This window comes from Acaryochloris marina S15, assembly GCF_018336915.1.
In the GTDB taxonomy this organism is placed as follows: Bacteria; Cyanobacteriota; Cyanobacteriia; order Thermosynechococcales; family Thermosynechococcaceae; genus Acaryochloris; species Acaryochloris marina_A.
In genome coordinates, this window is the sequence record NZ_CP064923.1 from 4,311,874 (window position 1) to 4,335,908 (window position 24,035).

The 24,035-nt window shown below is 48.9% G+C and carries 21 protein-coding genes; 9 read left to right on the plus strand and 12 right to left on the minus strand.

The features are described from left to right. Positions 1–39: 39 nt before the first annotated feature. The 3 genes from I1H34_RS19730 to I1H34_RS19740 all read left to right on the plus strand — a co-directional run bounded on the left by I1H34_RS19730 (position 40) and on the right by I1H34_RS19740 (position 2,393). Positions 40–432: a ribosomal maturation YjgA family protein gene (locus I1H34_RS19730; protein ID WP_212662670.1), complete on the plus strand. Its 393-nt coding sequence runs from the start codon at positions 40–42 to the stop codon at positions 430–432. A gap of 213 nt (positions 433–645) precedes the next feature. Next, positions 646–1,212, plus strand: a complete 567-nt coding sequence (locus tag I1H34_RS19735; protein WP_212662671.1) for a putative pterin-binding protein — start codon at positions 646–648, stop codon at positions 1,210–1,212. Then, positions 1,212–2,393, plus strand: a complete 1,182-nt coding sequence (locus I1H34_RS19740; protein ID WP_249369414.1) for a diguanylate cyclase — start codon at positions 1,212–1,214, stop codon at positions 2,391–2,393. The genes I1H34_RS19735 and I1H34_RS19740 overlap by 1 nt, the downstream gene beginning before the upstream one ends. Before the next feature lie 19 nt (positions 2,394–2,412). On the opposite strand, the gene acnB is transcribed toward I1H34_RS19740, so the two are convergent. Continuing rightward, entirely contained in the window at positions 2,413–5,013 is a 2,601-nt protein-coding gene (gene acnB / locus I1H34_RS19745) for a bifunctional aconitate hydratase 2/2-methylisocitrate dehydratase (RefSeq protein WP_212666353.1), read from the minus strand. 567 nt (positions 5,014–5,580) lie between these two features. Between acnB and I1H34_RS19750 the strand changes: the two genes are divergently transcribed. Then, positions 5,581–6,357 (plus strand): hypothetical protein, encoded by a 777-nt coding sequence (locus tag I1H34_RS19750; RefSeq protein WP_212662672.1) that lies wholly within the window; start codon positions 5,581–5,583, stop codon positions 6,355–6,357. Positions 6,358–6,406: 49 nt separating this feature from the next. Here I1H34_RS19750 and I1H34_RS19755 read toward each other — a convergent pair whose 3' ends face one another. Beyond that, positions 6,407–7,414, minus strand: a complete 1,008-nt coding sequence (locus I1H34_RS19755; protein WP_212662673.1) for a D-cysteine desulfhydrase family protein — start codon at positions 7,412–7,414, stop codon at positions 6,407–6,409. A 147-nt stretch (positions 7,415–7,561) separates the two neighbouring features. Further along, positions 7,562–7,822: a photosystem I reaction center subunit PsaK gene (gene psaK, locus I1H34_RS19760; protein ID WP_212662674.1), complete on the minus strand. Its 261-nt coding sequence runs from the start codon at positions 7,820–7,822 to the stop codon at positions 7,562–7,564. Between the two features lie 177 nt (positions 7,823–7,999). Here psaK and I1H34_RS19765 point away from each other — a divergent pair, with 177 nt between their 5' ends. Continuing rightward, on the plus strand, positions 8,000–8,653 hold the full coding sequence (locus tag I1H34_RS19765) for a phosphoribosylanthranilate isomerase (RefSeq protein WP_212662675.1): 654 nt from the start codon (positions 8,000–8,002) through the stop codon (positions 8,651–8,653). A gap of 39 nt (positions 8,654–8,692) precedes the next feature. On the opposite strand, the gene I1H34_RS19770 is transcribed toward I1H34_RS19765, so the two are convergent. The 5 genes from I1H34_RS19770 to I1H34_RS19790 form a co-directional block, all read right to left on the minus strand. Then, a complete protein-coding gene (locus I1H34_RS19770; protein WP_212662676.1) occupies positions 8,693–9,817 on the minus strand; it encodes a quinone-dependent dihydroorotate dehydrogenase in 1,125 nt (374 codons plus the stop codon). 40 nt (positions 9,818–9,857) lie between these two features. Then, on the minus strand, positions 9,858–10,592 hold the full coding sequence (locus tag I1H34_RS19775) for a matrixin family metalloprotease (protein WP_249369417.1): 735 nt from the start codon (positions 10,590–10,592) through the stop codon (positions 9,858–9,860). 18 nt (positions 10,593–10,610) lie between these two features. Next, positions 10,611–10,838 (minus strand): preprotein translocase subunit SecG, encoded by a 228-nt coding sequence (gene secG, locus I1H34_RS19780; protein WP_212662677.1) that lies wholly within the window; start codon positions 10,836–10,838, stop codon positions 10,611–10,613. 105 nt (positions 10,839–10,943) lie between these two features. After that, positions 10,944–12,548, minus strand: coding sequence for a 2,3-bisphosphoglycerate-independent phosphoglycerate mutase (gene gpmI / locus I1H34_RS19785; protein WP_212662678.1), 1,605 nt, complete (start codon positions 12,546–12,548; stop codon positions 10,944–10,946). Between the two features lie 176 nt (positions 12,549–12,724). Continuing rightward, positions 12,725–13,621: an RnfABCDGE type electron transport complex subunit D gene (locus I1H34_RS19790; protein WP_212662679.1), complete on the minus strand. Its 897-nt coding sequence runs from the start codon at positions 13,619–13,621 to the stop codon at positions 12,725–12,727. 226 nt (positions 13,622–13,847) lie between these two features. Between I1H34_RS19790 and ppsA the strand changes: the two genes are divergently transcribed. Both ppsA and I1H34_RS19800 read left to right on the plus strand, forming a co-directional pair. Next, positions 13,848–16,298 carry a phosphoenolpyruvate synthase gene (ppsA, locus tag I1H34_RS19795; protein ID WP_212662680.1) on the plus strand — a complete coding sequence of 817 codons (2,451 nt, stop codon included), beginning with the start codon at positions 13,848–13,850 and terminating at the stop codon, positions 16,296–16,298. Between the two features lie 38 nt (positions 16,299–16,336). Next, positions 16,337–16,891 carry a universal stress protein gene (locus tag I1H34_RS19800; protein WP_212662681.1) on the plus strand — a complete coding sequence of 185 codons (555 nt, stop codon included), beginning with the start codon at positions 16,337–16,339 and terminating at the stop codon, positions 16,889–16,891. A gap of 10 nt (positions 16,892–16,901) precedes the next feature. Here I1H34_RS19800 and I1H34_RS19805 read toward each other — a convergent pair whose 3' ends face one another. The 4 genes from I1H34_RS19805 to I1H34_RS19820 all read right to left on the minus strand — a co-directional run bounded on the left by I1H34_RS19805 (position 16,902) and on the right by I1H34_RS19820 (position 21,965). Further along, positions 16,902–17,594: a hypothetical protein gene (locus I1H34_RS19805; protein WP_212662682.1), complete on the minus strand. Its 693-nt coding sequence runs from the start codon at positions 17,592–17,594 to the stop codon at positions 16,902–16,904. A 161-nt stretch (positions 17,595–17,755) separates the two neighbouring features. After that, entirely contained in the window at positions 17,756–18,901 is a 1,146-nt protein-coding gene (locus I1H34_RS19810; RefSeq protein WP_212662683.1) for a response regulator, read from the minus strand. A gap of 332 nt (positions 18,902–19,233) precedes the next feature. Then, positions 19,234–21,465: a transglutaminase TgpA family protein gene (locus tag I1H34_RS19815; protein WP_212662684.1), complete on the minus strand. Its 2,232-nt coding sequence runs from the start codon at positions 21,463–21,465 to the stop codon at positions 19,234–19,236. A 191-nt stretch (positions 21,466–21,656) separates the two neighbouring features. Next, positions 21,657–21,965 (minus strand): 2Fe-2S iron-sulfur cluster-binding protein, encoded by a 309-nt coding sequence (locus I1H34_RS19820; RefSeq protein WP_212662685.1) that lies wholly within the window; start codon positions 21,963–21,965, stop codon positions 21,657–21,659. A gap of 404 nt (positions 21,966–22,369) precedes the next feature. On the opposite strand from I1H34_RS19820, the gene I1H34_RS19825 reads away from it, so the two are divergent. Then, a complete protein-coding gene (locus tag I1H34_RS19825; protein ID WP_212662686.1) occupies positions 22,370–22,825 on the plus strand; it encodes an NAD(P)H-quinone oxidoreductase subunit N in 456 nt (151 codons plus the stop codon). Between the two features lie 72 nt (positions 22,826–22,897). Then, positions 22,898–24,034: a circadian clock protein LdpA gene (ldpA, locus tag I1H34_RS19830; RefSeq protein WP_212662687.1), complete on the plus strand. Its 1,137-nt coding sequence runs from the start codon at positions 22,898–22,900 to the stop codon at positions 24,032–24,034. Position 24,035 lies beyond the last annotated feature (1 nt).

Below are 24,035 nucleotides of genomic sequence, written 5' to 3' on the forward strand. Positions count from 1 at the left end.
GAATGGCCTGATGCCGTTGAATCGCCCTACTCCCTTGTTATGAGATTTAATACCTATTACTGTGCCTGGTCGATCATTCTATTTTTGATAGAGCTGTATATCGCACTCCATATTGATGACAACTTTATTCGCCCGTATATCGGTGACCTCTTAGTCGTTATTTTGATTTACGCAATCGTTAGAGCATTCTTTAAAGTTTCAATTATGACCGCTGCTATCGGTGTTCTCATATTCTCATTTGCAGTTGAAGTTCTGCAGTCCTTTAAAATCGTAGAAATTCTAGGATTAGGAGCATCGCAATTGGCAAGGACCATCATTGGCACCACCTTTAGCTGGGAAGATTTAGTGGCCTATAGCATAGGGATTATTATTCTGCTCTGCTTTGAGAAAGCTATAGGCCCCTACAAAAGAGAGTGGTATTCCATTCAATAATCAGACCCAACCTTTTTTGCAGCTAAACAGCGTTGTACTGATATGTCTATCACGCCTAACACAGATTCAACGGCTAACAATCGATGTTCTGTCATTGCGGCTAAGGAAATTAATGGTGAGGAGGAGATTATCTGTTTCAATAAGTACTGCATATTTGTTTACTGCAAAAAGCCAAATATCTTCTGGTAGGTTAAAGATGCTGTTGGAGGTGCCATGCATAACCGTCGACAATGGATAGTTCCCGCCCTGGTCTTATTCATGGGAGGTTGTGCCACAGACGCTAAATTTGACGATGTTTATACCCAAATAACACCCCCACAACTACAAACGGGGCAACCCATTCCTTTGCCAAAAAATGAGCCCATCCTTAAGGTCACAGGTCGATTGGGAACCACCAATCAAGACGATCACATCATCATGGACCGGCAAACCATCGAATCCCTCGGGTTAGTCGAATATTCCGTATTAGATTTATTTGAACAGCAAGATCGGGTATTTCAAGGCGTTTTGATGCGAGACTTGCTCGATCTCTGGCAGGTTGATCCCAAAGCAAGAGCCATACATCTTAAAGCACTTAACGATTACAACATCCAGGTTCCCATCGTTTGGCTCCAGCAATATCCTGTTATTTTTGCCCTACAACAAGATGGTGAACATATGCAGTCTGATTACAGAGGACCCGCAATGCTGGTATTTCCGTATCAACAATTCCCCTCCGTATCAGAATTGGCAGAAAAATCCTACTGGATCTGGCAAATCGCAGAAATTAATGTGCAGTAATGACAGTGCATCATCATTCCGGCGTGCCAGCTCGACAGCCCTGGGCAACACGGGGGCAGCTCATATTTTTCCCCAGCATTATGCTTCTCCTACTGATCGGGATTTTAGTAGGTGGACAATCTTTACGACAACAGATTCAGACTCAAGACAAGTCTTTAGAACTTAACTTAGTGAGGGGAGTGCATGACTTCAACCAACTTCAGCGGGAAGTCAATCGTCTCCGACTGCAGCTCGTGCATAGCCATTCCACCAATACCAAAGACTTCACTCTGCAACTCAAGATTACTCAAAGCCGATTTACGATTATTCAGCGGCACTTTCTATCGCGTAGCTTAGATACCCAAGTTTCCACCATTAAAGATCATTTAGTCCGATCATGGTTGTCCTTAAAACCTGATCTCAAACAATGGCAACAAGAACCCACTAACACCAAGGTCCAAAGTAGAATTATTGACCAGCTGGAAAAACTAGAACTCGATATCAACCAAGTTTCCCTTCTCAATCAACGTCAACAATGGCAGGAATATCAAAGTCGAATTCAACGTCATTCCCATTCGTTACAGCTACTGAGTATCATCACCATTTTGTTTTGTGGGTTTACCCTGTTAGTCGGCTATTCGTTGGTGCAATTTATGCGTACCCGCCAGCATTTACTAGAAACAGTAGAACAGCTCGCCACCATTGATGATGTCACCCAAATTGCCAATCGACGACACTTTAATGCCGTTTTTATCCAAGAGTGGGAAAGAATGCTTCGCGAGCAATCTTGCTTATCTTTACTCCTATGTGATGTTGATTGTTTCAAGGCCTACAACGATCATTATGGTCATCAAGCAGGGGATAGTTGCTTATTTCAAATTGCCCAAACCATTCATAGCTGTATGCGCAGACCCAGTGATTTTGCTGCTCGATATGGAGGCGAGGAATTTGTGATTATTCTGCCCCATACCCAGCTTTCTGGGGCTCAAGCTCAAGCGAGTGTTATTCAAGAGAACCTTCAAAAGCTAGCCTTGGCCCATACTGAGTCCATCATTAGTGACTATGTCACTATCAGTATTGGTATTGCCAGTGGGATTCCACAACTAGAACTGGATTCCCACCAGATCATTGAACAGGCAGATAAAGCACTTTACCAAGCTAAAGCTCAGGGCCGTAATCGTTCCTGCTCCAGCGAATTCTAAAGGCCCTATCTGTTGTCCCTTAACTGACAGGCATCCCTAAAATATCCTCAATCTTGGGTAATTCCTCCAAAGGAATCACACGACCTTCCTCAATAAAGCCATCAATCTGATCAAAATTCAGATAGCGATATAGCTCATCCGCAAAAGGATCGATCTTCTTGGCCACAATCTCCAGATATTCTTCTGGAGTGGGAATTCGGCCTAAGAGGGCGCAGGCTGCAGCCAACTCCGCCGACCCCAGATACACTTGTGCTCCTTTGCCCATCCGGTTATTAAAGTTACGGGTAGACGTTGAAAACACTGTCACGCCATCTTCAACCCGAGCTTGGTTCCCCATACAGAGAGAACATCCCGGCATCTCCGTCCTTGCACCCGCAGCCTCAAAAATTTCGTAATAGCCTTCCTCCCGGAGCTGCTTTTCATCCATCCGGGTAGGAGGACAAATCCAGAGTCTCGCTTTAGTGGGGCCTGCCCCTTCTAGAACTTTTGCGGCTGCTCGGTAATGGCCAATATTAGTCATGCAGGACCCGATAAACACCTCATGAATGGGGTCATTGACAACATCAGATAGGGTTTTAATGTTGTCGGGGTCATTGGGAGCTGCCACCAATGGCTCCCGAATCTCAGTGAGGTTAACCTCCACCACTTCAGCATATTCAGCATCCGCATCCGCTGACATAAGTTCGGGCTTTTCTAACCAAGCTTCCATCTTGGCTACTCGGCGTAGAATTGTGCGGGCATCTTGGTAACCCCGAGCCGCCATGTTCTTGAGGAGGGCGACATTAGAGCGCAAATATTCAGCCACGGTCTCTTCGCTGAGCTTAATCGTGCAGCCAGAAGCAGATCGCTCTGCTGATGCGTCCGTGAGTTCAAAAGCTTGCTCTAGTTTTAGATCGGGCAATCCTTCCATCTCTAGAACCCGGCCAGAGTAGATGTTTTTCTTATTCTGCTTCTCAACTGTAAGCAACCCCTTCTGAATGGCAACATAGGGAATGGCATTGACGATATCTCGCAGGGTAATACCGGGCTGTAGATCTCCCGAGAATTTCACCAGAACAGATTCAGGCATATCCAAAGGCATCGCTCCAATCGCCGCGGCAAAGGCTACTAGCCCCGACCCTGCAGGAAAGGAAATGCCCAAGGGAAAACGAGTATGGGAGTCCCCTCCTGTACCGACGGTGTCGGGAAGCAGCATGCGGTTGAGCCAAGAGTGAATAATGCCATCGCCGGGTCGCAGGGCTACTCCACCCCGAGAAGCAAAGAAATCGGGGAGGTTTTGATGAGTTTCAATATCGACGGGTTTGGGATAGGCCGCCGTGTGGCAAAAACTCTGCATCACCAAATCAGAGCTAAAGCCTAAGCAGGCCAACTCCTTCATTTCATCCCGAGTCATCGGCCCCGTCGTATCTTGGGAGCCAACAGTGGTCATTAAAGGTTCGCAGGACATACCGGGACGAACCCCAGGCAGACCACAGGCCTTGCCCACCATCTTTTGGGCGAGGGTAAAGCCTTTACCGGAATCGGGGGGTGGAGTGGGTCGAGTAAAGACATCGCTTGGCTCCATGCCCAGCTCAATACGAATTTTGTCCGTTAGAGATCGACCAATCAGTAAAGGAATCCGACCTCCGGCTTGGACTTCATCGGTAATGGTTTCGGGCTTGAGATTAAAGGTGGTGAGGACTGTGCCTGACTCGTCGGTGATCTCGCCTTTGTAGGGATGGATGGTAATCACCATTCCGGTTTCCAGACTGGAGACATCACATTCGAGGGGCAAGGCTCCTGAATCTTCTGCTGTGTTGAAGAAAATGGGGGCAATGTTACTCCCCAAGATATAGCCCCCGGCTCGTTTGTTGGGGACGAAGGGAATATCATCGCCAATATGCCAGAGCACAGAGTTGATGGCTGATTTACGGGAAGAGCCCGTACCAACCACATCTCCCACATAAGCCACGGGATGGCCTTTCTGTTTCAGCTGCTCCAAAGTATCTAGCCCCTCTGGCATCCGGGTTTCTAACATCGCCAATGCATGGAGAGGAATATCGGGGCGGGTGGTGGCATGGGGGGCGGGAGACAGATCGTCCGTATTGGTTTCGCCCGGTACTTTGAAGACGGTAACGGTGATAGATTCGGGTAAGGAGGATTGGGTGGTAAACCATTCCGCTGCTACCCAAGAATCAATCACGGATTGGGCATAGGCATTGGTTTGGGCTAATTCCATCACGTCATGGTAGGCGTCGTAAACCAGGACCGTATGTTTGAGGGCAGTGGCGGCAGCGGTGGCTAATGCGGAATTATCGGATTTGAGTAGGTCCACTAAGGACTGCACATTGTAACCGCCCATCATGGTGCCAAGAAGTTCAACAGCAGCAATGGGAGTGATGAGGGGGCTGGTGGTTTCGTTGTTTGCGATCGCACTCAAAAACGAAGCCTTCACATAGGCTGCCTGATCCACCCCAGGCGGGATGCGATCGCGCAGCAATGCCATCAACGCATCTTCTTCTCCTGCAGGCGGAGACTTGAGCAGCTCACACAGATCTGCCGTCTGCTCAGCCGTCAACGGCAGGGGGGGAATTCCCAAAGCAGCCCGTTCTTGAACATGTTGGCGGTAAGATTTCAGCATTTCCAAACCAGATCCCATGAAGCGTTCTCAATAAATAACAATAAAGGTTGAGCCCTATATCCAATATATCGTTGGATTGTCAGAGTCTACTGTGTAGCTTCATACTGCCAGGTCATTTCGTCCATTCCACATCAATCGACTTGATGGTATTGCGGTTGTAGGCCGTGACGGTTGCCTCCACCTGTGATCCGCTCCAACTCATTTAAGTTTCCTCTCAGAAGGAAGACCCCGACAATTGCGCCCACACTCCCAAGACCGGATATCGAATTCACACCGTCTTCACCTCGATAGATCATCATCAAAATATCGAGTAGCTCAAATAGAATCAGAGACCAGCCAGCGCATTTCAATCTCCTTCGATAAGTCTGGAACATAGCGATATAAATCCGCCAATATCTCTTCTCAGTATGACTTCTATATGAATGCAGTATAGAAATATCAAGCTTGACGGCAAGCGCAGCTAGATTACATCATCAAAAAACAAAATCTGATAGTTTTGCTATAAATATTGCCTTTTTCTAGATAAAACCAAAGGCCAAATGATTACCGCTGTGGGAGTCAAAGATAATGTTCCGTCACTCTAATCAAACCTATCAATCAACGCGGCTACTTCTAGGTGTATGCGTCGCCTTAACAACATTACCTGGATTGTATGGTTGTAATAACCCAGCCAAAAAAGAAGAGGGCAAGCCACCGGTATCCTCGGGCTCAGTTTCACCTCAGCCCGCAAAGCTCCCAACCCTAAATCTTCCTGCCCAAACAAACCTATCTGCTCCGAAGTCTAAGCAACCGGTTAAAGGGGCTCCCACATCTCAGCCTGTCAATATCCCCGGCACAAGTCCCAACACTTCAAAAGTTCCCCCAAGCACCATTGAAATCCCCCCCCACCTAGCAAAAACGACGTCCCCCACTGCTGGGAGTCCTGGAGTACCGGCTCAGCCCCCCACAGCAGTGCCAGTCCCCAGCCCTATTCCCTCAGAAATTAGTCAACCCGCTCCCCCTAATATCCCTGCTGCCAATATTCCAACCCAGAATATTCCAACCGCAAAGGTCCCATCTACTCCCCCTGCGACAAACTCCCCTGCTGGATTAACCGAAGAAGCCAAGGCCATCCAACAATTCAATCAACCCATTGATCCCAATCTTCGTTTGACATCTCCCTCATCCTCTAAAGCTCCTAAAGACCTAACCTCTCAGTTTGATCCTAGTCCTGCACCTGGAACAAATAGTGCCAGCTCCTCTAGCTCCCCATCTTCCTCTAGCTCCAATCCTTCTGGCCTCAGTCCATTGGAGTATAAATACAACCCATCAACCGGAACCTACAGTACTGGGCCTGCTGAGTAGCTATCATCCGTTCAACCCGAACGCATGATGGTTCTTTGATCCAGCCCATTCATCCTGAAAACGAGTTTGTCTCTTTCAGGGAAAACTGTGGTGCAAAGAGGGCAGGTTGTCCCCCCGTGTGCCAAAACAGAACGGTTTGCTGGCGATGAAAGTGTCCCCTGCGGATCAAATCTAATAACCCACCCATGGCCCGACCCGAATAAACCGGATCGAGGAGAATTCCTTCTGATTGGGCCAGGAGGTTAATCGCCGATCGCTCTAGGTCACCCACAACACCGTATCCAGCGCCTAGATAGGCGGTTTCTACACGAAAGTCTGCGGGGTGAAAGTGACACTCTGATTGGAGCATCTTGGCTGTCGAAGTAGCTAACTCAGCCAATTGGTCCCCATAACTCAACTGCTCATCTTCAGCCTTATCAATACGAATGCCAATCAGTTCTACATCCATTGCTAAAAAAGATCGACCGACGGTCAGTCCCGCCTGCGTCCCTCCTGAACTAGAAGCAAATACAATGGCATCCATAGATTGCTCCATTGCCTGAAGCTGTTGCTGCAGTTCAGCCATCGCCGCCACAAAGCCAACTGCCCCCAAAGCATTAGAGCCGCCATAGGGAATGACATAAGGATGATGATCTTGGGCCTGTAGCTGGGATGAGATCGCATTCAACTGTTCTCCTTTGCGATCTGCCCCTGTCCAATGAATCGTCGCTCCCAAAACCTCATCCAACAGTAAATTCCCATTGGCTTGTTCTGGTGGAGTTCCCCCTAGAACCAGATGACATTCCAATCCCACCATGGCGGCGGCGGCGGCCGTCTGCCGACAATGATTCGATTGAGCGGCCCCTGCTGTAATCACGCAATCGCAGTTTTGGTGTAGTGCATCTGCGATCAGAAATTCCAGCTTCCGGGTTTTATTACCCCCCAAGGCCAACCCCGTTTGATCATCTCGCTTGATCAGAATTCTGGGACCACCCAGAGATTGTGACAGCCGAGGGAGTTCAACAATCGGTGTGGGGAAAAATCCTAGAGATCGGCGGGGTAAATGGTGAAACGGCATCTTAGTAAATCGACCCGCTATACCTGCAGGTTCTAAAAGTACAAGAGTAAAGCAACGTTGCCATCAAAAATCCCCGCAATCTAACCTTTTTTAGGGTAAAAAACAGGGAGAGTGACTATTATAAATACAGATAATACCGAAGAGGGCTTAGAGGGCTCCAGCAGACCGTAGACCTAGAATCATGCCAGCACCAATCCAATGGGCGAAGACACCTGTCGCCAGCATTTCTGGCACACCAAAGTCTTTCATGGAATCCGGTACACCAATGGGCAAAGCAGGTCCTTGACCTGGATATTTAATGGCATACCGTCCTAGGAACACCATAAGCAAGTTAATAAACAGCATCAGTATCCCTGTGTTAAAGGTCCAGGGATGACTTTCGAAGGTCGTCAAAAGTATGGGATGCATCAAAATTGTTCTCCTAAAAATAGCGAAACGGACTAAATCTAAAAATCTGTAACGTCGCTGACAGAATTATAAAAATTGAACTGACGCAAAAATTTGTTTTGTTTTAAGAGTTAACATTTCGCTATAAAAGTGATCCCACCTTATGCTGAAAGAAATACATGGGATGCAGAGGACTTTATGCGAGTCAAAATTTGTGGCATTACTCAACCTGAGCAAGGAGTTGCGATCGCACCCCTAGGTGCCGATGCCCTCGGATTTATCTGTGTCTCCCAGTCTCCTCGCTATGTCACGCCCCAACAGATCCAGGCGATCACCCAGGTTTTACCCACTCAAACCCTGAAGGGAGAACCTCTGAGTCGGATTGGTGTTTTTGCTAATGCGGATCTAGACCTGATTCAACAAACCGTAGAAATCGGCCAATTAACAGGAGTCCAACTCCACGGGGACGAGTCACCAGAGTTCTGCCAGCAGGTCAAAGCGAAACTGCCCGAGGTTGAGTTAATTAAAGCGTTTCGGGTTCGTAGCGCTGAAACCCTTGCTCAGATCACCCCCTATGAATCGATTGCGAATACCCTATTACTCGATGCCTATACGCCTCAAGCCTTAGGCGGAACGGGACATACTTGGGATTGGACTCTGCTCAAGACCTTTGCACCAAAGTTGCCTTGGTTCCTCGCAGGGGGCTTGACGCCAGATAATGTGAATCAAGCGGTAACGACTTTAACGCCACCAGGCATTGATCTATCAAGTGGGGTGGAACTAGCTCCAGGCAACAAAGATCTCAAAAAGGTAAAACAGCTCTTTCAACAACTGATGATTCTGCAAGCATAATCCCACAAGTTTATGTACCTAAAATTACTGAGAATGCACCTATTTTTGACCTACAATCTCAGAAATTTGCTGAATGCCTTCCTCCTGCATTTTTGCCAGCAAGCCTTCCAAAATTCGGCGCACTATCCATGGTCCTTCATAGACCCAGCCTGTATAGACCTGTAATAAGCTGGCTCCAGCAGATAATTTTTCCCAGGCATCCTCAGCCGTAAAGATGCCACCCACACCGATAATCGGCAGTTGACCTTGGGTGTGTTGGTGGATAAATCGAATCACGTCTGTTGAACGCGATCGCACCGGGGCACCACTAATTCCACCTGCTTCTTCACTAGGTGCATTACCCGTAACGGCAATCCGCTCCGTTTTCAGATCCCGCCGTATCGTTGTATTCGTGGCAATAATACCTGCGAGCTGATGCACTTGAGCCAAATCTACAATCGCGGCAATATCTTCCCACTCTAAGTCTGGAGCAATCTTTACCAGCAGAGGTTTAGCCTCTGTATTCTCGGCTTGTAGACCTGCCAAAATAGGGGCCAATTGTTCGACTGCTTGGAGCGATCGCAACCCTGGGGTATTCGGTGAACTCACATTCACCACAAAATAGTCCCCATAAGTTTTGAGGAGTCGAAAACTTCCTACATAATCTTCTACTGCTTGGTCGAGGGGTGTCACCTTTGATTTGCCTAAATTGATCCCTAGGGGATAAGAGCGCACTTGACGCTCTTGGGAAGCAGCAATCACCTCTGCCATCTGGGCAGCACCTTGGTTATTGAATCCCATTCGGTTTAGGGCAGCTTGATCTTCAGGCAAACGAAACAAACGAGGTTGAGGATTTCCCGGTTGGGCATGGAAGGTTACGGTTCCCACTTCCGCAAATCCAAAGCCAAAACGAGGCCAAATATTTGTTGCTACGCCATCTTTATCAAACCCTGCAGCCAATCCGATGGGGTTCGCAAACGAAAGGCCCCACAAGGATTGTGAGAGCTGAGGATCTTCCACCTGTAAAGATGAGGCCAACTGCTTCTGCAGTCCCTGAGAGAATCCCTGCTCCACGTTCTGATCCAGCCAGGCACAGGTCCGCATCAACTGGCGATGGACCGTTTCTGGATCGGCCTTCAGAGCCGAAAATAAAAGAGGTTGTAATCCTTGTTGATATATATCCACAGTTCTCTCAGGCCAGCGTCGCACTGAGAGTATAGCCCGGCTAAGGTGCAGAACCAGATGATTGGACGACGGGCCAGCCTAACCGAGTGGGCTGTTGATACACCCGCTTGAGGGTATTCATATCCCTAGCCGATATGGGGGCGGGTGTCCGCACTTGAGAAAAATAGAGGGCATCTGTCTTGAGGCGACTATGGCCCCAAATTCCCAAGGCATGACCTAACTCATGGCGAATCGCTGCCGCAATATAGGTCTCTGTTTGGTTCGTGCGCACTTGAACCATGCAGCGATGCGATAACCGCTGCTGGTCATTTACATAGAGCTTAAAGCGAGTCTCCGCTGAGCGAATACGCCCCTGGCTGCGCTGGGTGGGATCAACTGCCGAGATCATGATATCGGCCTGGTTCGAATCGGTCGTCACTTCGAGGGGAAAATAAGCTTGCCACGCCTGAATGGCTTGGTCAACCGCCTGGGGCCATTTCTCTTGGATTAACGGCAAAGACTTAGAAGTGGGCTGGGCATACACTTTGACGGGAAATTGGCTCCAGACCAAATACCCCACACGAGTCACTTTAATCTGATCAAAATAATCCCCTTGTTCCTGGGGATCTTGCCACTGTTCCAAAACCGCTGGCAACGGATGCACTTGGGCAGCAGGCACTTGCAGAGCAGCATTAATAGGGTAAACCCATCCTAAATGCACAAAAACGGCGGCTAAAAGGCCCAGAAGACCTAAGCCCATAACCGCAGGCCACTTCTTCAGGTTAGGCCACCGCATAATAAGTCAAACAATCCGTTAACCGAGCCAGCCCGCACTGAGAACCACTGTTAACCCCATAAACATTAGAGTCAGGGTCCAAGTGATCCGATTGAGGGTCTTTTCTGCACTCTTAGCACTGGTGAAGAGTTGGCCTTGACCACCAATCCCCCCCAAACCATCTCCTTTGGGGCTGTGCAACAGTACCAAGGCAATGAGCCCCACGGCAGAGAAAAACCATATGCCTTGAATCACATTAGTCAGCATTCAACTGAAACCCTAGTAAACGATAAAAAATACTGACGGCAAATCAATAGCCGCACGACTGTCAACCCATTTTATTGGGCAAGACATACTCACAAAGTATAACCTTTAGCGATGAATCCGGACAGGACTCTTGTTCTTACGAACTTCATACCCTGCAGGCTGAATTAAGCTTGTTCCCGTCATTTCCTCCGGCTTAGGGAGTTGCAAAATATCTAAGATCGTCGGGGCAATGTCAGCCAAGCAACCATCTGCTCGCAACTGCACATCAGTGCCATGGCCCGGAATTTTGCGACCTTCTCCCTCTACCAAAATCAAGGGAACGGGGTTAGTGGTATGGGCAGTCCAAGGATTGCCGTTCTCATCCCACATCCGTTCGGCATTGCCATGGTCAGCCGTGATTAACAGTGTGCCCCCGACGTCAATCACTTGGTTTAGCAGGATGCCGATACATCTATCCACGGTTTCAACTGCTTGGATCGTGGCATCCATCAGGCCCGTATGACCCACCATATCGGTATTAGCGTAGTTGATCACCATTAGAGAATAGATGTGTTTACCTAAGGCTGCGATCGCTTCTTTAGTCACCTTATCCGCCGACATGGGTGGGTCCTGGTCATAGGTAGACACCATAGGACTAGGAACCAAAACCCGATCCTCTCCTGGCAAGGGATCTTCAATCCCACCATTGAAAAAATAGGTGACATGGGCATACTTTTCGGTCTCTGCTAATCGCAGCTGCTTCAAACCATTATTGGAGACAATCTCACCCAAAATATTGTCTAAGTTTTGGGGCTTAAATGCGATATCGGTTGACAGATATGAATCATATTGAGTGAACGTGACAAAGTGAAGGGGTTTCACCTGTTCTCGCTCGAACCCATCGAACTTGGGATCAACTAAAGCCTGGGTGAGCTGACGGGCTCGATCGGGCCGAAAATTAAAGAAAATGACGCCATCTTCTGCCTCGATTGCCCCAGGAGCAATGCGAATGGGGGGAATAAACTCATCCGTCGTTTTGTGATCATAGGCATCGGTGATGGTATCTAGGGCAGACCAATCCCGAGGAACCGCCACCTGATCGTTCACCATGACCTCATAGGCTTGCTGAATGCGATCCCATCTGCGATCGCGATCCATCGCAAAATATCGACCACTCAAGGTCACAATTTGCCCCACGCCAATATGGGCGACCTGTTGCTGTAATCGCTGAATCTCATCCTTAGCGCTTTTGGGAGGTGTATCCCGCCCATCCAAGATGGCATGGATACAAACCTGGGAAATATTATGTTCTTTGGCAAGCTTAAGTAACGCTAACAAATGGTCGGAATGGGCATGAACGCCTCCTGGAGAGCACAGTCCGATCAAATGCAGCTTGGTGTTGGCTTGAGACACTTGCTTGCAAACGTTATCCAAAGCAGGATTGGTCGCTAAGCTACCATCTTCGATCGCATCTGCAATGCGAACCAACTCTTGGGGGACGGTGCGGCCAGCACCTAAATTAAGGTGGCCTACCTCAGAATTACCCATCTGACCTGCAGGTAAGCCCACGGCTTTACCAGAGGTTTGAATAAAAGTACTAGGATAAGCTGTCCAGAGGCTGTCAATAATTGGGGTTTTTGCGGCAGCGATGGCATTACCATCTGAGTTTTCTTGGTAGCCCCAACCATCTAATATGACTAGCACCACCGGGGATACAGGTGTCGACGTCATACAGGGTCGTTTTCCTCAAGGATTTATTTGTGATGCAATCATAACACTCAGAATTCCGCTTAGAACAGACCACAGCTTGGATCTAAAGGAAAAAGCAAGATTATCCTGACACCGATATAAATATCACTCTCAGGTTAAGACTAGGTTGCTGGTGAAAGAGCGAGTTTAACGCTGAATTATGGGTGGGTAGGCAACAAGTCAGCCCCATCCTCTTGCTTAACCAGGTTTATCTCTGAAGAAGATTCCGCAGATATAGGTGGGGTGGCCCAGGTGAAGCGAGGGGCAGGCCAAATTCGATCGAAAAGAACCGTTAAGGGGGCTAAGCTAAACAGTGCCCAGAAAATCCCTGTGGACAAGAAAAACTTCGTTTGCAGCCCAAACGTCACGACGGCAATAATGCCAGACCATAAAAGCCGGGCCACCCGAGCATCTGGAATTGAGCGGGGATCCGTGAGCATAAACAGAGCAAATAAGATCAAAGAGCCACTCGATAAGCTGTGGTACCAAACATCCCAGCTCCATCCCAACCACATATCTCGAATAGAAAGACAGGTCGCATAGGTGGCCAGAAACATCACAGACGTGTCCCATCGCCCCACCCGATGAAGTACTAATCCACCCGCTCCAGCAAATAAGAGGCCATACCAGCCCACGGCTCCCCATTGCCCAGGGGAGACCCAAGCATCAGAGGTCAACACAAGGGCAGCAATAATGCCAAAGTTGGCTGGATTAAAAAAATGCTTGCCCTTCCATTTGCACACAAATTTACTGAGGATCGCCAAGGTCGCGGCCAACATCATGGTGCTCCAATGATCCGTTCGCAGCAGCAAGCTCAGTCCTAATGCCGTAATTAAGGCACTGCGGATTGAGGGATTAAAGGCTCGATCTGTGGGCTGAGTCCGTTGTTGATATAGATAGGTACCGTAAGCAGCCAAAGCTTGGACGAGAATTGCGGTTGCGATCGCAACCACAATCATTTCGGGTCTCAAGGTCCAATCCTTCGTCCCAATTCCTAGCCCTAAAAATAAGCTGAGAAACAGAATTTGGTAATCTCTAGCATCTTGAAAGGACATAAACCCTCAGCTGGATGGAATGGTCCCAATTTATCCCAACTTTCTAGATTGGAAGTCGGCGGTTACCTAAATGGTTACCCGCTCAGACGTTTTTACCGGCATCCTAATATTTAGGATTTCTTTAACTCGGTTCCAGACAATCCTCACAAGTTTCTCAAATTAGCTGGATATAAAGAAGACAAATACCCTGTGCCCGATCTTGACAAGAGAGCGGAACCTAGAAGTCATGCTCCCTATCTCTCCCCAGCAACCGCCAAAGGCCAAACAGCAGTCATTCGTTCTGTGGTTTGATCAAGTCGGAATTACAGACATTCCCTTGGTGGGTGGCAAGAATGCCTCCCTAGGAGAGATGATTCAGCAGTTAGGGGCCCAAGGCGTCCAAGTGCCCACCGGCTTTTCCACCACAGCCCATGCCTATCGCACCTTTCTACAACAATCCCAGCTAGAAGCCCCACTTCGTCAGCTATTGCAAGGGTTAGATGTAGAAGATATTCCTCAACTGCGATCTCGGGCGAAGCAAGCCCGAGAACTAATCTTGACCACTCCTTTTTCCCCTAGCTTCGAACTGGCTATTAGTGAAGCCTATTCCAGACTGTGTCAACACTGTGGTAGAAATTCATCTTTAGATGTAGCCGTTCGCTCTAGTGCCACAGCCGAAGATTTACCGGATGCCAGCTTTGCGGGCCAACAGGAAACCTATCTCAATGTTCAAGGTATTCGCGGCGTCTTAGAAGCCTGTCATAAATGCTTTGCCTCTCTATTTACCGATCGGGCTATTTCCTATCGCACCTTAAAAGGGTTTGATCACTTCACGGTAGCCTTGGCGGTAGGGGTACAGCAAATGGTGCGGTCGGGCACTGCTGGGGTAATGTTCTCCATCGACACAGAAACCGGGTTTGATAAAGCAGTCTTGATCACGGCGGCCTACGGGCTCGGGGAAAACGTGGTCCAAGGCGCTGTCAACCCTGATGAATACTTGGTGTTTAAACCAACCCTCCAACAGGGCTATCAGCCGATATTGTCTAAACGACTCGGCAGTAAAGAGATCAAAATGGTCTACGACCAAGAGGGCAGTAAACTCACTAAAAATGTGCCCGTGCCCGAGGGCGATCGCCAGAAATTCACCCTGACCAACACCGAAATTCTCACCCTCGCTCAATGGGCCTGCAAAATTGAAGATCATTATTCTGCTGTGCGGGGCACCTACACCCCCATGGATATTGAATGGGCACAGGATGAATTCACCGGGGAACTCTATGTGGTCCAAGCCCGGCCAGAAACGGTACAGTCTCAAAAATCTGACACCCTACTAAAAACCTATCAGTTAGATGAGCTAGGGCCAGTCCTCAGCACCGGCCGAGCCGTGGGGGAGTTGATTGGCCAGGGGCGCGTGCAAATCATTCAGGATGTCAGCCAAATCAGTGCGTTCCAACCAGGGGATGTCTTGGTAACCCACAAAACGGATCCCGATTGGGAACCCATTATGAAGCAGGCAGCAGCCATCGTTACGAACCAAGGAGGGCGCACTTGCCATGCTGCCATTATTGCCCGCGAGTTAGGCATTCCCGCCATTGTCGGTTGTGGCCATGCCACCCGCCAGATCCCTAACGGTCGGTTGGTCACGGTTGCTTGTTGTGAAGGGGAAGCAGGCCATGTTTACGATGGGCTACTGTCCTTTAGGGTTCAAGAAACTCATCTAGAACAACTCCCCACAACCCAAACTCAAGTCTTGCTCAATGTGGGAAATCCCGACCAAGCCTTTAGACTGGCAGCACTGCCTTGCGATGGTGTTGGCCTTGCCCGCTTAGAATTTATCATTGCCAACCATATCAAAGCCCATCCCCTGGCCTTAATCCATTTCGATCAGCTAGAAGATCCGTTAGCCCAGCAAGAAATTGCCCATCTCACGCGTCACTATCCCTACAAACCTGACTTCTTTGTTGATCAGCTCACCCATGGTGTGGGCATCATTGCCGCAGCGTTTTACCCCAAGCCCGTCATCGTCAGGCTGTCTGACTTCAAGAGTAATGAATATGCAAACTTGCTAGGCGGCAAGCAATTTGAGCCTCAGGAAGAAAATCCCATGCTGGGATGGCGAGGGGCCTCGCGTTATTACGACGACAATTTTCGAGAGGCGTTCGGCTTGGAATGTAAAGCCCTCAAAAGCGTCCGAGACGAGATGGGTTTAACCAACGTGATTCCCATGGTGCCGTTCTGCCGCACACCAGAGGAAGGTCGTAAAGTCATGGCAGAAATGGCGAATTATGGATTGGTCCAGGGAGAGAATGGTCTCCAGGTTTACGTCATGTGTGAAGTGCCCAGCAATGTCATTTTGGCGGATCAATTCAGCCAAATCTTTGATGGGTTTTCCATTGGCTCCAACGATCTCACCCAATTAGCCCTAGGCATAGATCGGGACTCAGCCTTGGTGGCTCACCTCTTTGATGAACGTCATGAGGGCGTGCAGTCCCTTATTCGCCAAGTCATCGATCAGGCCAAACGTCATAACTGCAAAGTCGGCATTTGCGGCCAGGCCCCTAGCGACTATCCAGAATTTGCCCATTTCCTAGTTGAACAAGGAATTGACTCTATCAGTCTTAATCCAGATTCAGTGCTTAAAACACTGTTCGTTGTCGCTCAAGCAGAAACACACGTGTCATCGTCTCACTCGTCCTAATCACTTGCCGTTTTCCACGGCCCCTAGAGGTACTCACCATGTTTCATAAAGTTTTAGTTGCCCTTGATCATTCAGAAACGGCTCTGGACGTCTTCGATCAAGCCCTTGATTTGGCTGCCACAACCCAGGCTAATTTGATGCTGTTACATGTGTTGTCCACCGATGACCAAGATGCTCCGGATGCCCCCACTCCCTTTCCTAGCATGTATTACTATCCTGGGCTATCAGCAACCTCGATTAGCGTTTATCAACAACAGTGGGAGCAATATACCCACACAGCCCAAGATATTCTGCAGGCCCAATCCGAAGAGGCAAGATTAGCAGGAGTCTCTGTCAAAATCACCCAAAAACAAGGTTCTCCCGGTGAAACCATTTGCGAAGTGGCCAAGGAATGGCAGGCAGACTTGATTTTGCTAGGGAGCCGAGGACGGGCCGGTCTCAGTGAATGGTTATTAGGCAGTGTCAGTAATTACGTTATGCATCATGCCCCCTGTTCAGTGCTGATCTGTAGAGAAACTGAGACGCCTCCCCCCAACTCCATTCCAGATCATCTCAACCAGCAACTCATGTCTAACTTAGCGGGTTGGCAATAGCCTAAAGGAGCTAGCTGGCTTTCTGACTAGCTCCTTTGGGCTGCATCCAGTCTATTTGCAAAGGCTTGATTAGCCCCGCCTCAGTGACTTGAACCGTCATTAAGAATATATCCTCTTCAAAGGTTTTGACCACCAATTGCGGTGGGTCACTGGCCTGGATGTAGTAGGTCCTGTCGGGAATAAACTGGCTAATGATGGCCCGCTGGCCCAACTGTTTAGGACCAATATGGCGCGCATAAATCATCTGCTTCAATCTGAGGGCAACATCTCCGGGTGTTCTGCCATAGAAGAGGGGGAGAAAGTTGTCCAAGACTTGTCCAGAATTAGCTTGGGAAAAGCCAGACATTTCCTTCTCCAAATCTCTAATATTCAGGGATTCTTTAACCTGATAGCTGGATAAGATTTGAGTCTCTAAGGCGGGCATTTGCTGTAAATCAAACAAAGCTTTTTGCTTCATCAGCTGTGGGTGAGCCCCATACACTTTCTTAGAGGCTTGCAACGCAATATCAGACAACTCTTTGAAGCTGTAGTCATCAAGATTTTTTTGAGCCAGCTGAGCTTTCATTTCTTGCTCAAACTCAGTTTGTAATGCTGCAATTTTGCTCTGATCAGGAGGTTGCGTGGTGGAAGGGGCTTCGCTAGCTTGCAGTTGACAGGCCGTCAGGCAGCCCACCAACAAGAATTGAAACAACGAACGCCGCATAGCATTACCCACAACTGTGGTTCCAGTCTACTCACCCTCCCTAGCAATGACTACCCACAAGCTTGAGCAGCAAGAATGGAACTTGCGACCAATGAGCTTTGTTGGGTGATTTCACCAATAGCGATGAGGCAGCGATTACTGTGTGCATCCACCCTGCAATGCTACATCTGGGAAACTGCTGCACCTTCAGCCGACAGTTTTTGCACCAATGCCAACAATTCTTGGGGATTAAAGGGCTTAGTCAAATAGGCCGTACATCCAGACATTCGGGCTCTCATGCGGTCAATCAGGCCTTCTCGCCCCGTCAGCATCACGACAGGGATTTCCTTGAGCATATCGACTTGGCGAACCATGCGACATAGCTCATAACCATCCATCTTCGGCATTTCAATGTCCATCAAGATGACATTAGGTTGCTGCTCAATTAAGACCGTTAATGCCTGTTTCGGATCCATTAACTGCAGTACTTCAAAACCTTCTGCCTCTAGAGATAGCTTCACAAACTGCTGAATGGTTTGACTATCATCTACACAAGCGACAACGGGGCGAACTTGTTCTTCGATGACTTGATAAGGGTGCAGACTGATTGCTCCAGCCTGAACCATCGGCGCTAGATCAGTCGCCAGCGTTAGGACATCTATATCTGCCTGGGTTGCCACCTCGTAGAAGCAAAGGCCTTGCTCTAATAAATTGACAATATTTTGTAAGTGTCTTCCTTGACCATTTTCCTTCCAAGCTAATTTCAGGAATTGATCGGGATCTTCTAAACGTGGCTTTTGGAACGGAGAACCAATGACAGCCTGCAGCTGTGCCCATTGATTAATTTGATCACGAACCGGTAGAACAAGCTGCCGAAACGGAGCAGATAGAAGTAGCGGATCTAGTCCCACATTAGGCTCAAATTCTAAGTAGCCTTGAGGGAGGGCTAAGAACTGCATGAGTGCTTCTTGAGTCAGAATAGCCAGCAGTTTTCGGAAGAAATTTAGGGGTAAATTATTGGCCTGCCAATACTTGCACAGATAGGAATACTCTGACGTATTATTCGGTAGAGACTCAGATAAATCAAAGTCGGGTAGCTGCTTTTTGAGCACGTAGGGTAATCGCTCAGCATGCCCCATTGTGCTTTCTGCAAAATGCATTTGCCCACCGCCTAGATACACCCGCCAGCTAATCGACGGATCACGAGAATCAGTGATAGTGATGCGGCCAGACCGTTGCTCAGAGATCACTTTCTGCAGCACTTTAGCAGGTGCAACCTGTGGTTTGTCCTGTTGGGTGGGTGTTGGAAGACTGGAGGTATAGGTCATAAACTAACTGATTTGGTAGTTAATAGTCAGAGCATTGGCAGTTACCAGCTCAGCAAGATGGCAAGTGGCAGATTTGATCTAGAACAACTTTTTCAGGTGCATGCCCTCATTCTTAGGATGGACCGTTTACCCTTGAGAACATATGCGTAAAATCACGTATTTTTGCCCTAGGAGCGAATTATTAGTAACAATTAGCAGCAATATACGGGGGATTCTTAGTATTAGTATGGACTAAAAACTCATCAGAATTTACTTTTGAGTAAAACTTCAAATAGTAGGAAGCACAAAGGTATTTTGTATATTCATCTTCAGCTCATCTAAGATGTTCAGGCTTACTGGGACCTGAGTTTTTCCCTGAGGGTTTGAAATCTAAGATGAACATCGCTCAAGTCATAGGTTTGATGTCCATATCGCCAACTCACATAACTCTGAGAAATCTCAGTCACTAGGTCAGCGATCGCCCCTTCCCCCTTTTGATGCAAACGACGAGTATATTCAAATGGAGTTTCATGGGGGTGTTTCGGTACACCCCGATTTGCTAACAAATGCAGCATTCGCTGATATAACTTCTCCATCGGTGGCAAAGTTGCAAGGCGTCGCCGATAGCGCCACCATTGCCAACCTTGCGGGGCCAGCCAGCCAAGAACGGCCATCCCACTCAGAACTAGCAATCCAGCACCCCAACCTTGCCAGCCACCGGTAAAAAATCCTAATGCTTTGGCCAACCCTTCACCGATCAGGGCGAATATTGCTGTCAAGCCGTTCATCATGGGCGAGGGGAGCCAACCTGCCACCCAGTTCCATAAGGTCTTCAACACAGAGAAAGTATAGTCATCATCCACAGAAGGGGGAACCAAGTCATGACCTGGAATGGGATCAAATGTAAACCAACCAAACTGGGGGATATAGACCTCAGCCATGGCAAAGGCATCCACATTTTTCACTTCATAGAGCCCCGTGAACGCATTAAATTCCCCGGGGCCAAATCCCGTCACCAGGCGGGCGGGGATGCCGATGGAGCGCAACATCATCGTTAAGGCTGTCGAAAAATGATCAGGATAGCCCCCCTGATATTTGAATAGGAAGGCACTCACTAAATCTTCTTCTGACTCAAGCACCGGCAGATCAAGCTGAAGTGAATAAGCTTGTTTGACGCTTTGAGCTAAATACAGGGCTTTCTCATAAGCCGAAATGGGGGGACGATTGGCTTTCTCCAAGAGTGCGTCTGTCTGCTCTTTAACCTGAGGCGCAATATCATCGGGGATTTGCAGATAATGCTGGCGAATAAAGGGTGGATACTGGCGGGATACTTTGCGTAGCTGCTTGCGATCGCGATATGGAACATCAGAAATGACCGAGTAGGTCAGTCCATCCTGGAGCTGCACGGGGGATCGGAATCCCCCTTCTGGATCTCTAGCAATTTCACGGGTGGGAAAATAAACTTCACGGGCTTGACTCAGGGCTGGAATCAGGTTGGGGAACCGAGCAACAATGGAATAGGTTTGAATTACTTCTTTGGTTCGGCCTCGCTGTCCTAGTTGAGGCACCACAAACCGATAGGACCAAGCCGGTCGACTCAAGGTCTCAGATTTGTCATTGCGAGACATCTTCCAGCCTTGACCGGTATATTCGTCAAAGGCTAAGACGCGCCAAAATCCAGGGGCTTGCGATCGCACCCGCATCACAATTTCAGGCTTGAGAGCACCTCGCAAATTCTGGTTGATGCTTTGACTGAACCCGTAATAGAACTGATCATCAAAGGCAATCTCTCCCTGGAGGTCTTCGCCATCTTGCCCTGTTCCGTCCCAAGTGGCACTATCTCCTTGACCATAGCCAGGATTAACGATTTGCTGGGCATCAAACTTACCCGGAATATCAATCGCAGCACTCACGGGTAACGTTCTCAGCTGGTATCCGGGTAAACGCGGTAGCAAGGCAAAAATCACTAGCCCCACCGTCACCACTGCCACTAGCATCTTGCCCATCTGGACTGGTGGCAGGCTTATCGATCGACGTTTGAGCAGTTTCAAACCTAGGCGCGATCGATAATCCAGGATGAGGACGGGCAACGCACAAGCAATAAAGAGTAAGAGCCATCCCCCGAACACCATCGTTTCGCTGACGGTGGCTGCGACTCCAACCAAAATGATGCCGATAACGGCTGAGTACCCCAAGTCTTTGCGTCGGGGTAGGTCAAAGGCATGCAGAATTTGAACCTGAATCAGTAACTCCGTCAATAGGATACGGGAGTCACCTGCTTGGCCCGCTAAACGGCTGAGGAAAACCGCCAAGACGAGGATCATGCCAATGGCAATCCCACATTTGGCTGCAATATTTCGACGATGCCGCTGTCGCCAACTCCAGGTGGCCCCCATCAAACTCAGGGGAATCGCCCATAAACTATGCCAGCTCCCTGTTGCCGAATCCGTCGCCAGGATTCCCACACAAACGAGGATTTGCACGCCTAAACGCAACGCCATAGAGTCTTCTGGCGGCAGCGGCCGAGGCTGCAGCCGTTGAGAGACCTGTTGCCACCAAGATTGAGATAGGAAAGAGCGCTGCATCAATTGTTCAAGGTAATGGCTGAGCCCCAAGGGGCAGCCTTAGTTTACCCAGCGACCCCACGCATATTCGCTAAAACGAACCTCCCAGATGCAGAAGTAGAGCATTGGGTTGCATTAAAGGACCGCTGAGCATGGCTGAAATCTACAGTGAATTTCGTCAACGGAGTGCCCAACACTCTCGTCTGTGGATGCTATGCAGCGGCAAAATCCAATAGCTCATCTTCTTGCTTAACTAGAATCGTGCAATTCGCGCGGGCATAAGCACAGCAGGTCAGCATAAAACCGGCCTCTTCTTCGGCATCACTCAAGATAGAGTGATCATGCTCGACTTCACCATTGACAACCCTGCCTACACAGGTAATGCAAGATCCAGAACGACAAGAGGCAGGGAGTTCTATTCCTTCTAACTCTGCTGCATCATAGATATATTCATCCGCTGGGACACAAATAGTGTTCTCTTCCCCAGTGGTCTCATCCCGAAACGTGACGTCATAAACCATGGCTAGTGCTTATCTCCGTGTTAAATAACTCAGTGCTCTAATGTGGGGTAAACATCTACTCCCCCCTGCCCTGAAGATCGGTAGAAGGCAGGTAAAATCGCTCAACTACTTATTAATTATTCACAATTCTTTACAAATCCCCCTCAGGGAAAATACTGAATACTGAAGATTTCAAGGAATGACTTCTTATTCATCAGCTTTGATATAACGGTGATTGGACGTTCCTTTTAGCCGTTATCGTCGTCATTGAGATGGATCAACATAGGATTGAGCAATTCACGCCCGAAGATGGGGAACTCCGTTCGTTCAATTGAGGGGGAAGAAGTGAACAGAAGCCCTGGATTTCGTGTAAGTTTAGGGTAAGTAATTTTGCATCCACCAACACTCAGGATAATTTTCTTCTTATGCCATTGCTTGCGACCGGGAAAAAATTTATTCGCACCATTGAACAGTCGGGCGCTGTTGGCATTTATGTTCCGTCTGAAGGTGGATTTGAAGGCCGCTACAAGCGCCGGCTCCGGGCAACAGGGTATCTAACACTATTTGTATCCGCCCCAGGTATGGGCGACTTAGCCTCTTACTTCACCGATGTCCACGGGGTGCGCCCTCCTCATTTAGGTAAAAACCAAATTCGCACGTATTTCCTGCCCCCCTTCGTTAATTATCAACTAGAGAACTTACCGCCCCAGGCGAAGGGTTTAGCCCTATGGCTCTACGACGGTAAACGGTTAGCGAAGCAAGAACTAGCCTATCTAGATGCGATTACTGCCACTGAACCTCGCCTAAAAGTTGTGATTGAGTTAGGCGGTGCCCGGACCTTTGAATGGCAGCCCCTTTCCGAGATTATAGCGGCAGCGTAGAAGCTTCGATCTACCGTTAAGACAAAGCAAAATGTTCACCCAGCACTAATCGATTCGGATTAGGCTTATAAGGTGAATGATTTTGCTTCTCCTCTCCAATCCCTCGATCAGGGCAACTGGTTCAAGTTAATTTGTGGGGCCAGCTATCAGCATTTGCCTGCTGTCCGCAATCTGGTTTTGGCCTATACCTTGGCAGGTGCAGATTGTATTGATGTCGCTGCGGATCCAGCCGTGATTGCAGTTGCCGAAGATGCGATCGCAACCGCAATCCAACTCTCCCCCACCCACCCCCGGCCCCTATTGATGGTCAGTCTCAATGCTGGGGAGGATCCACATTTTCGCAAGGCGACTCTCCAGCCTGAACAGTGCCCCTCCGACTGTTCTCAACCCTGTGTGGGCGTTTGTCCTGCAGATGCGATCGCATTCCCCAGCCCCGGCGTAGTGACCGATCGCTGCTATGGCTGCGGACGCTGTTTACCCGTTTGCCCCATTGAACAAATCATCACGGTTTCCCACGCCGCTAAACCGGACATCGTCGGCCCCTTCATTCAGGCTGGCGTGGTACAAGCCTTAGAAATTCACACCCAAGTGGGGCATCTGGCAGAGTTTAAGCAGCTGTGGCAAACACTCAACCCCTTTGTACCCCACTTACAGGTCTTAGCGGTGAGCTGTCCCGATGGCCCTGGCCTCCTGGAGTATCTAGCGAGTCTCTACCAACTCATGGAACCGTTACCCTGCACCCTAATCTGGCAAACCGATGGCCGCCCCATGAGTGGAGACATTGGGGATGGCACCACCCGAGCAACGGTACTCCTAGCAGAAAAAGTATTAAAGGCACAGTTACCCGGTTATGTCCAACTGGCCGGCGGCACAAATCGGCATACTATTGCTAAACTCAAAGCCAAAGGGTTACTGCATCCTAGGTTGATGAGTCCAGCCATGAAGATCCAGGCATCCTACATCGCGGGTGTTGCCTACGGCAGTTTTGCGCGGAACCTACTCGCCCCCCTTCAAACCCAACTGGAAACCTTTTCAACCCATCAGGTAGAACATCATGCTCAATTACTCCATGAGGCCGTCTCTCTAGCCTCATCACTAGTGGCCCAGCTGAAACCTGTTTTGAATCAACCTCAGGCCAGAAGCGACCTAGGCCAAGATTTACCGTTAGTCCCACAGATGAGACGGGGGAACTCATCTCGGATCTGCTAGC

Coding starts and splice junctions, on each gene's coding strand:
- I1H34_RS19810 (WP_212662683.1), bottom strand. CDS start 18,901: ATGACCTATACCTCCAGTCTTCCAACACCCACCCAACAGGACAAACCA.
- I1H34_RS19765 (WP_212662675.1), top strand. CDS start 8,000: ATGCGAGTCAAAATTTGTGGCATTACTCAACCTGAGCAAGGAGTTGCG.
- I1H34_RS19790 (WP_212662679.1), bottom strand. CDS start 13,621: ATGTCCTTTCAAGATGCTAGAGATTACCAAATTCTGTTTCTCAGCTTA.
- I1H34_RS19805 (WP_212662682.1), bottom strand. CDS start 17,594: ATGCGGCGTTCGTTGTTTCAATTCTTGTTGGTGGGCTGCCTGACGGCC.
- acnB (WP_212666353.1), bottom strand. CDS start 5,013: ATGCTGAAATCTTACCGCCAACATGTTCAAGAACGGGCTGCTTTGGGA.
- I1H34_RS19755 (WP_212662673.1), bottom strand. CDS start 7,414: ATGCCGTTTCACCATTTACCCCGCCGATCTCTAGGATTTTTCCCCACA.
- secG (WP_212662677.1), bottom strand. CDS start 10,838: ATGCTGACTAATGTGATTCAAGGCATATGGTTTTTCTCTGCCGTGGGG.
- psaK (WP_212662674.1), bottom strand. CDS start 7,822: ATGCATCCCATACTTTTGACGACCTTCGAAAGTCATCCCTGGACCTTT.
- I1H34_RS19820 (WP_212662685.1), bottom strand. CDS start 21,965: ATGGTTTATGACGTCACGTTTCGGGATGAGACCACTGGGGAAGAGAAC.
- I1H34_RS19730 (WP_212662670.1), top strand. CDS start 40: ATGAGATTTAATACCTATTACTGTGCCTGGTCGATCATTCTATTTTTG.
- gpmI (WP_212662678.1), bottom strand. CDS start 12,548: ATGACGTCGACACCTGTATCCCCGGTGGTGCTAGTCATATTAGATGGT.
- I1H34_RS19825 (WP_212662686.1), top strand. CDS start 22,370: ATGCCATTGCTTGCGACCGGGAAAAAATTTATTCGCACCATTGAACAG.
- I1H34_RS19735 (WP_212662671.1), top strand. CDS start 646: ATGCATAACCGTCGACAATGGATAGTTCCCGCCCTGGTCTTATTCATG.
- I1H34_RS19750 (WP_212662672.1), top strand. CDS start 5,581: ATGTTCCGTCACTCTAATCAAACCTATCAATCAACGCGGCTACTTCTA.
- I1H34_RS19740 (WP_249369414.1), top strand. CDS start 1,212: ATGACAGTGCATCATCATTCCGGCGTGCCAGCTCGACAGCCCTGGGCA.
- I1H34_RS19815 (WP_212662684.1), bottom strand. CDS start 21,465: ATGCAGCGCTCTTTCCTATCTCAATCTTGGTGGCAACAGGTCTCTCAA.
- I1H34_RS19800 (WP_212662681.1), top strand. CDS start 16,337: ATGTTTCATAAAGTTTTAGTTGCCCTTGATCATTCAGAAACGGCTCTG.
- I1H34_RS19775 (WP_249369417.1), bottom strand. CDS start 10,592: ATGCGGTGGCCTAACCTGAAGAAGTGGCCTGCGGTTATGGGCTTAGGT.
- ppsA (WP_212662680.1), top strand. CDS start 13,848: ATGCTCCCTATCTCTCCCCAGCAACCGCCAAAGGCCAAACAGCAGTCA.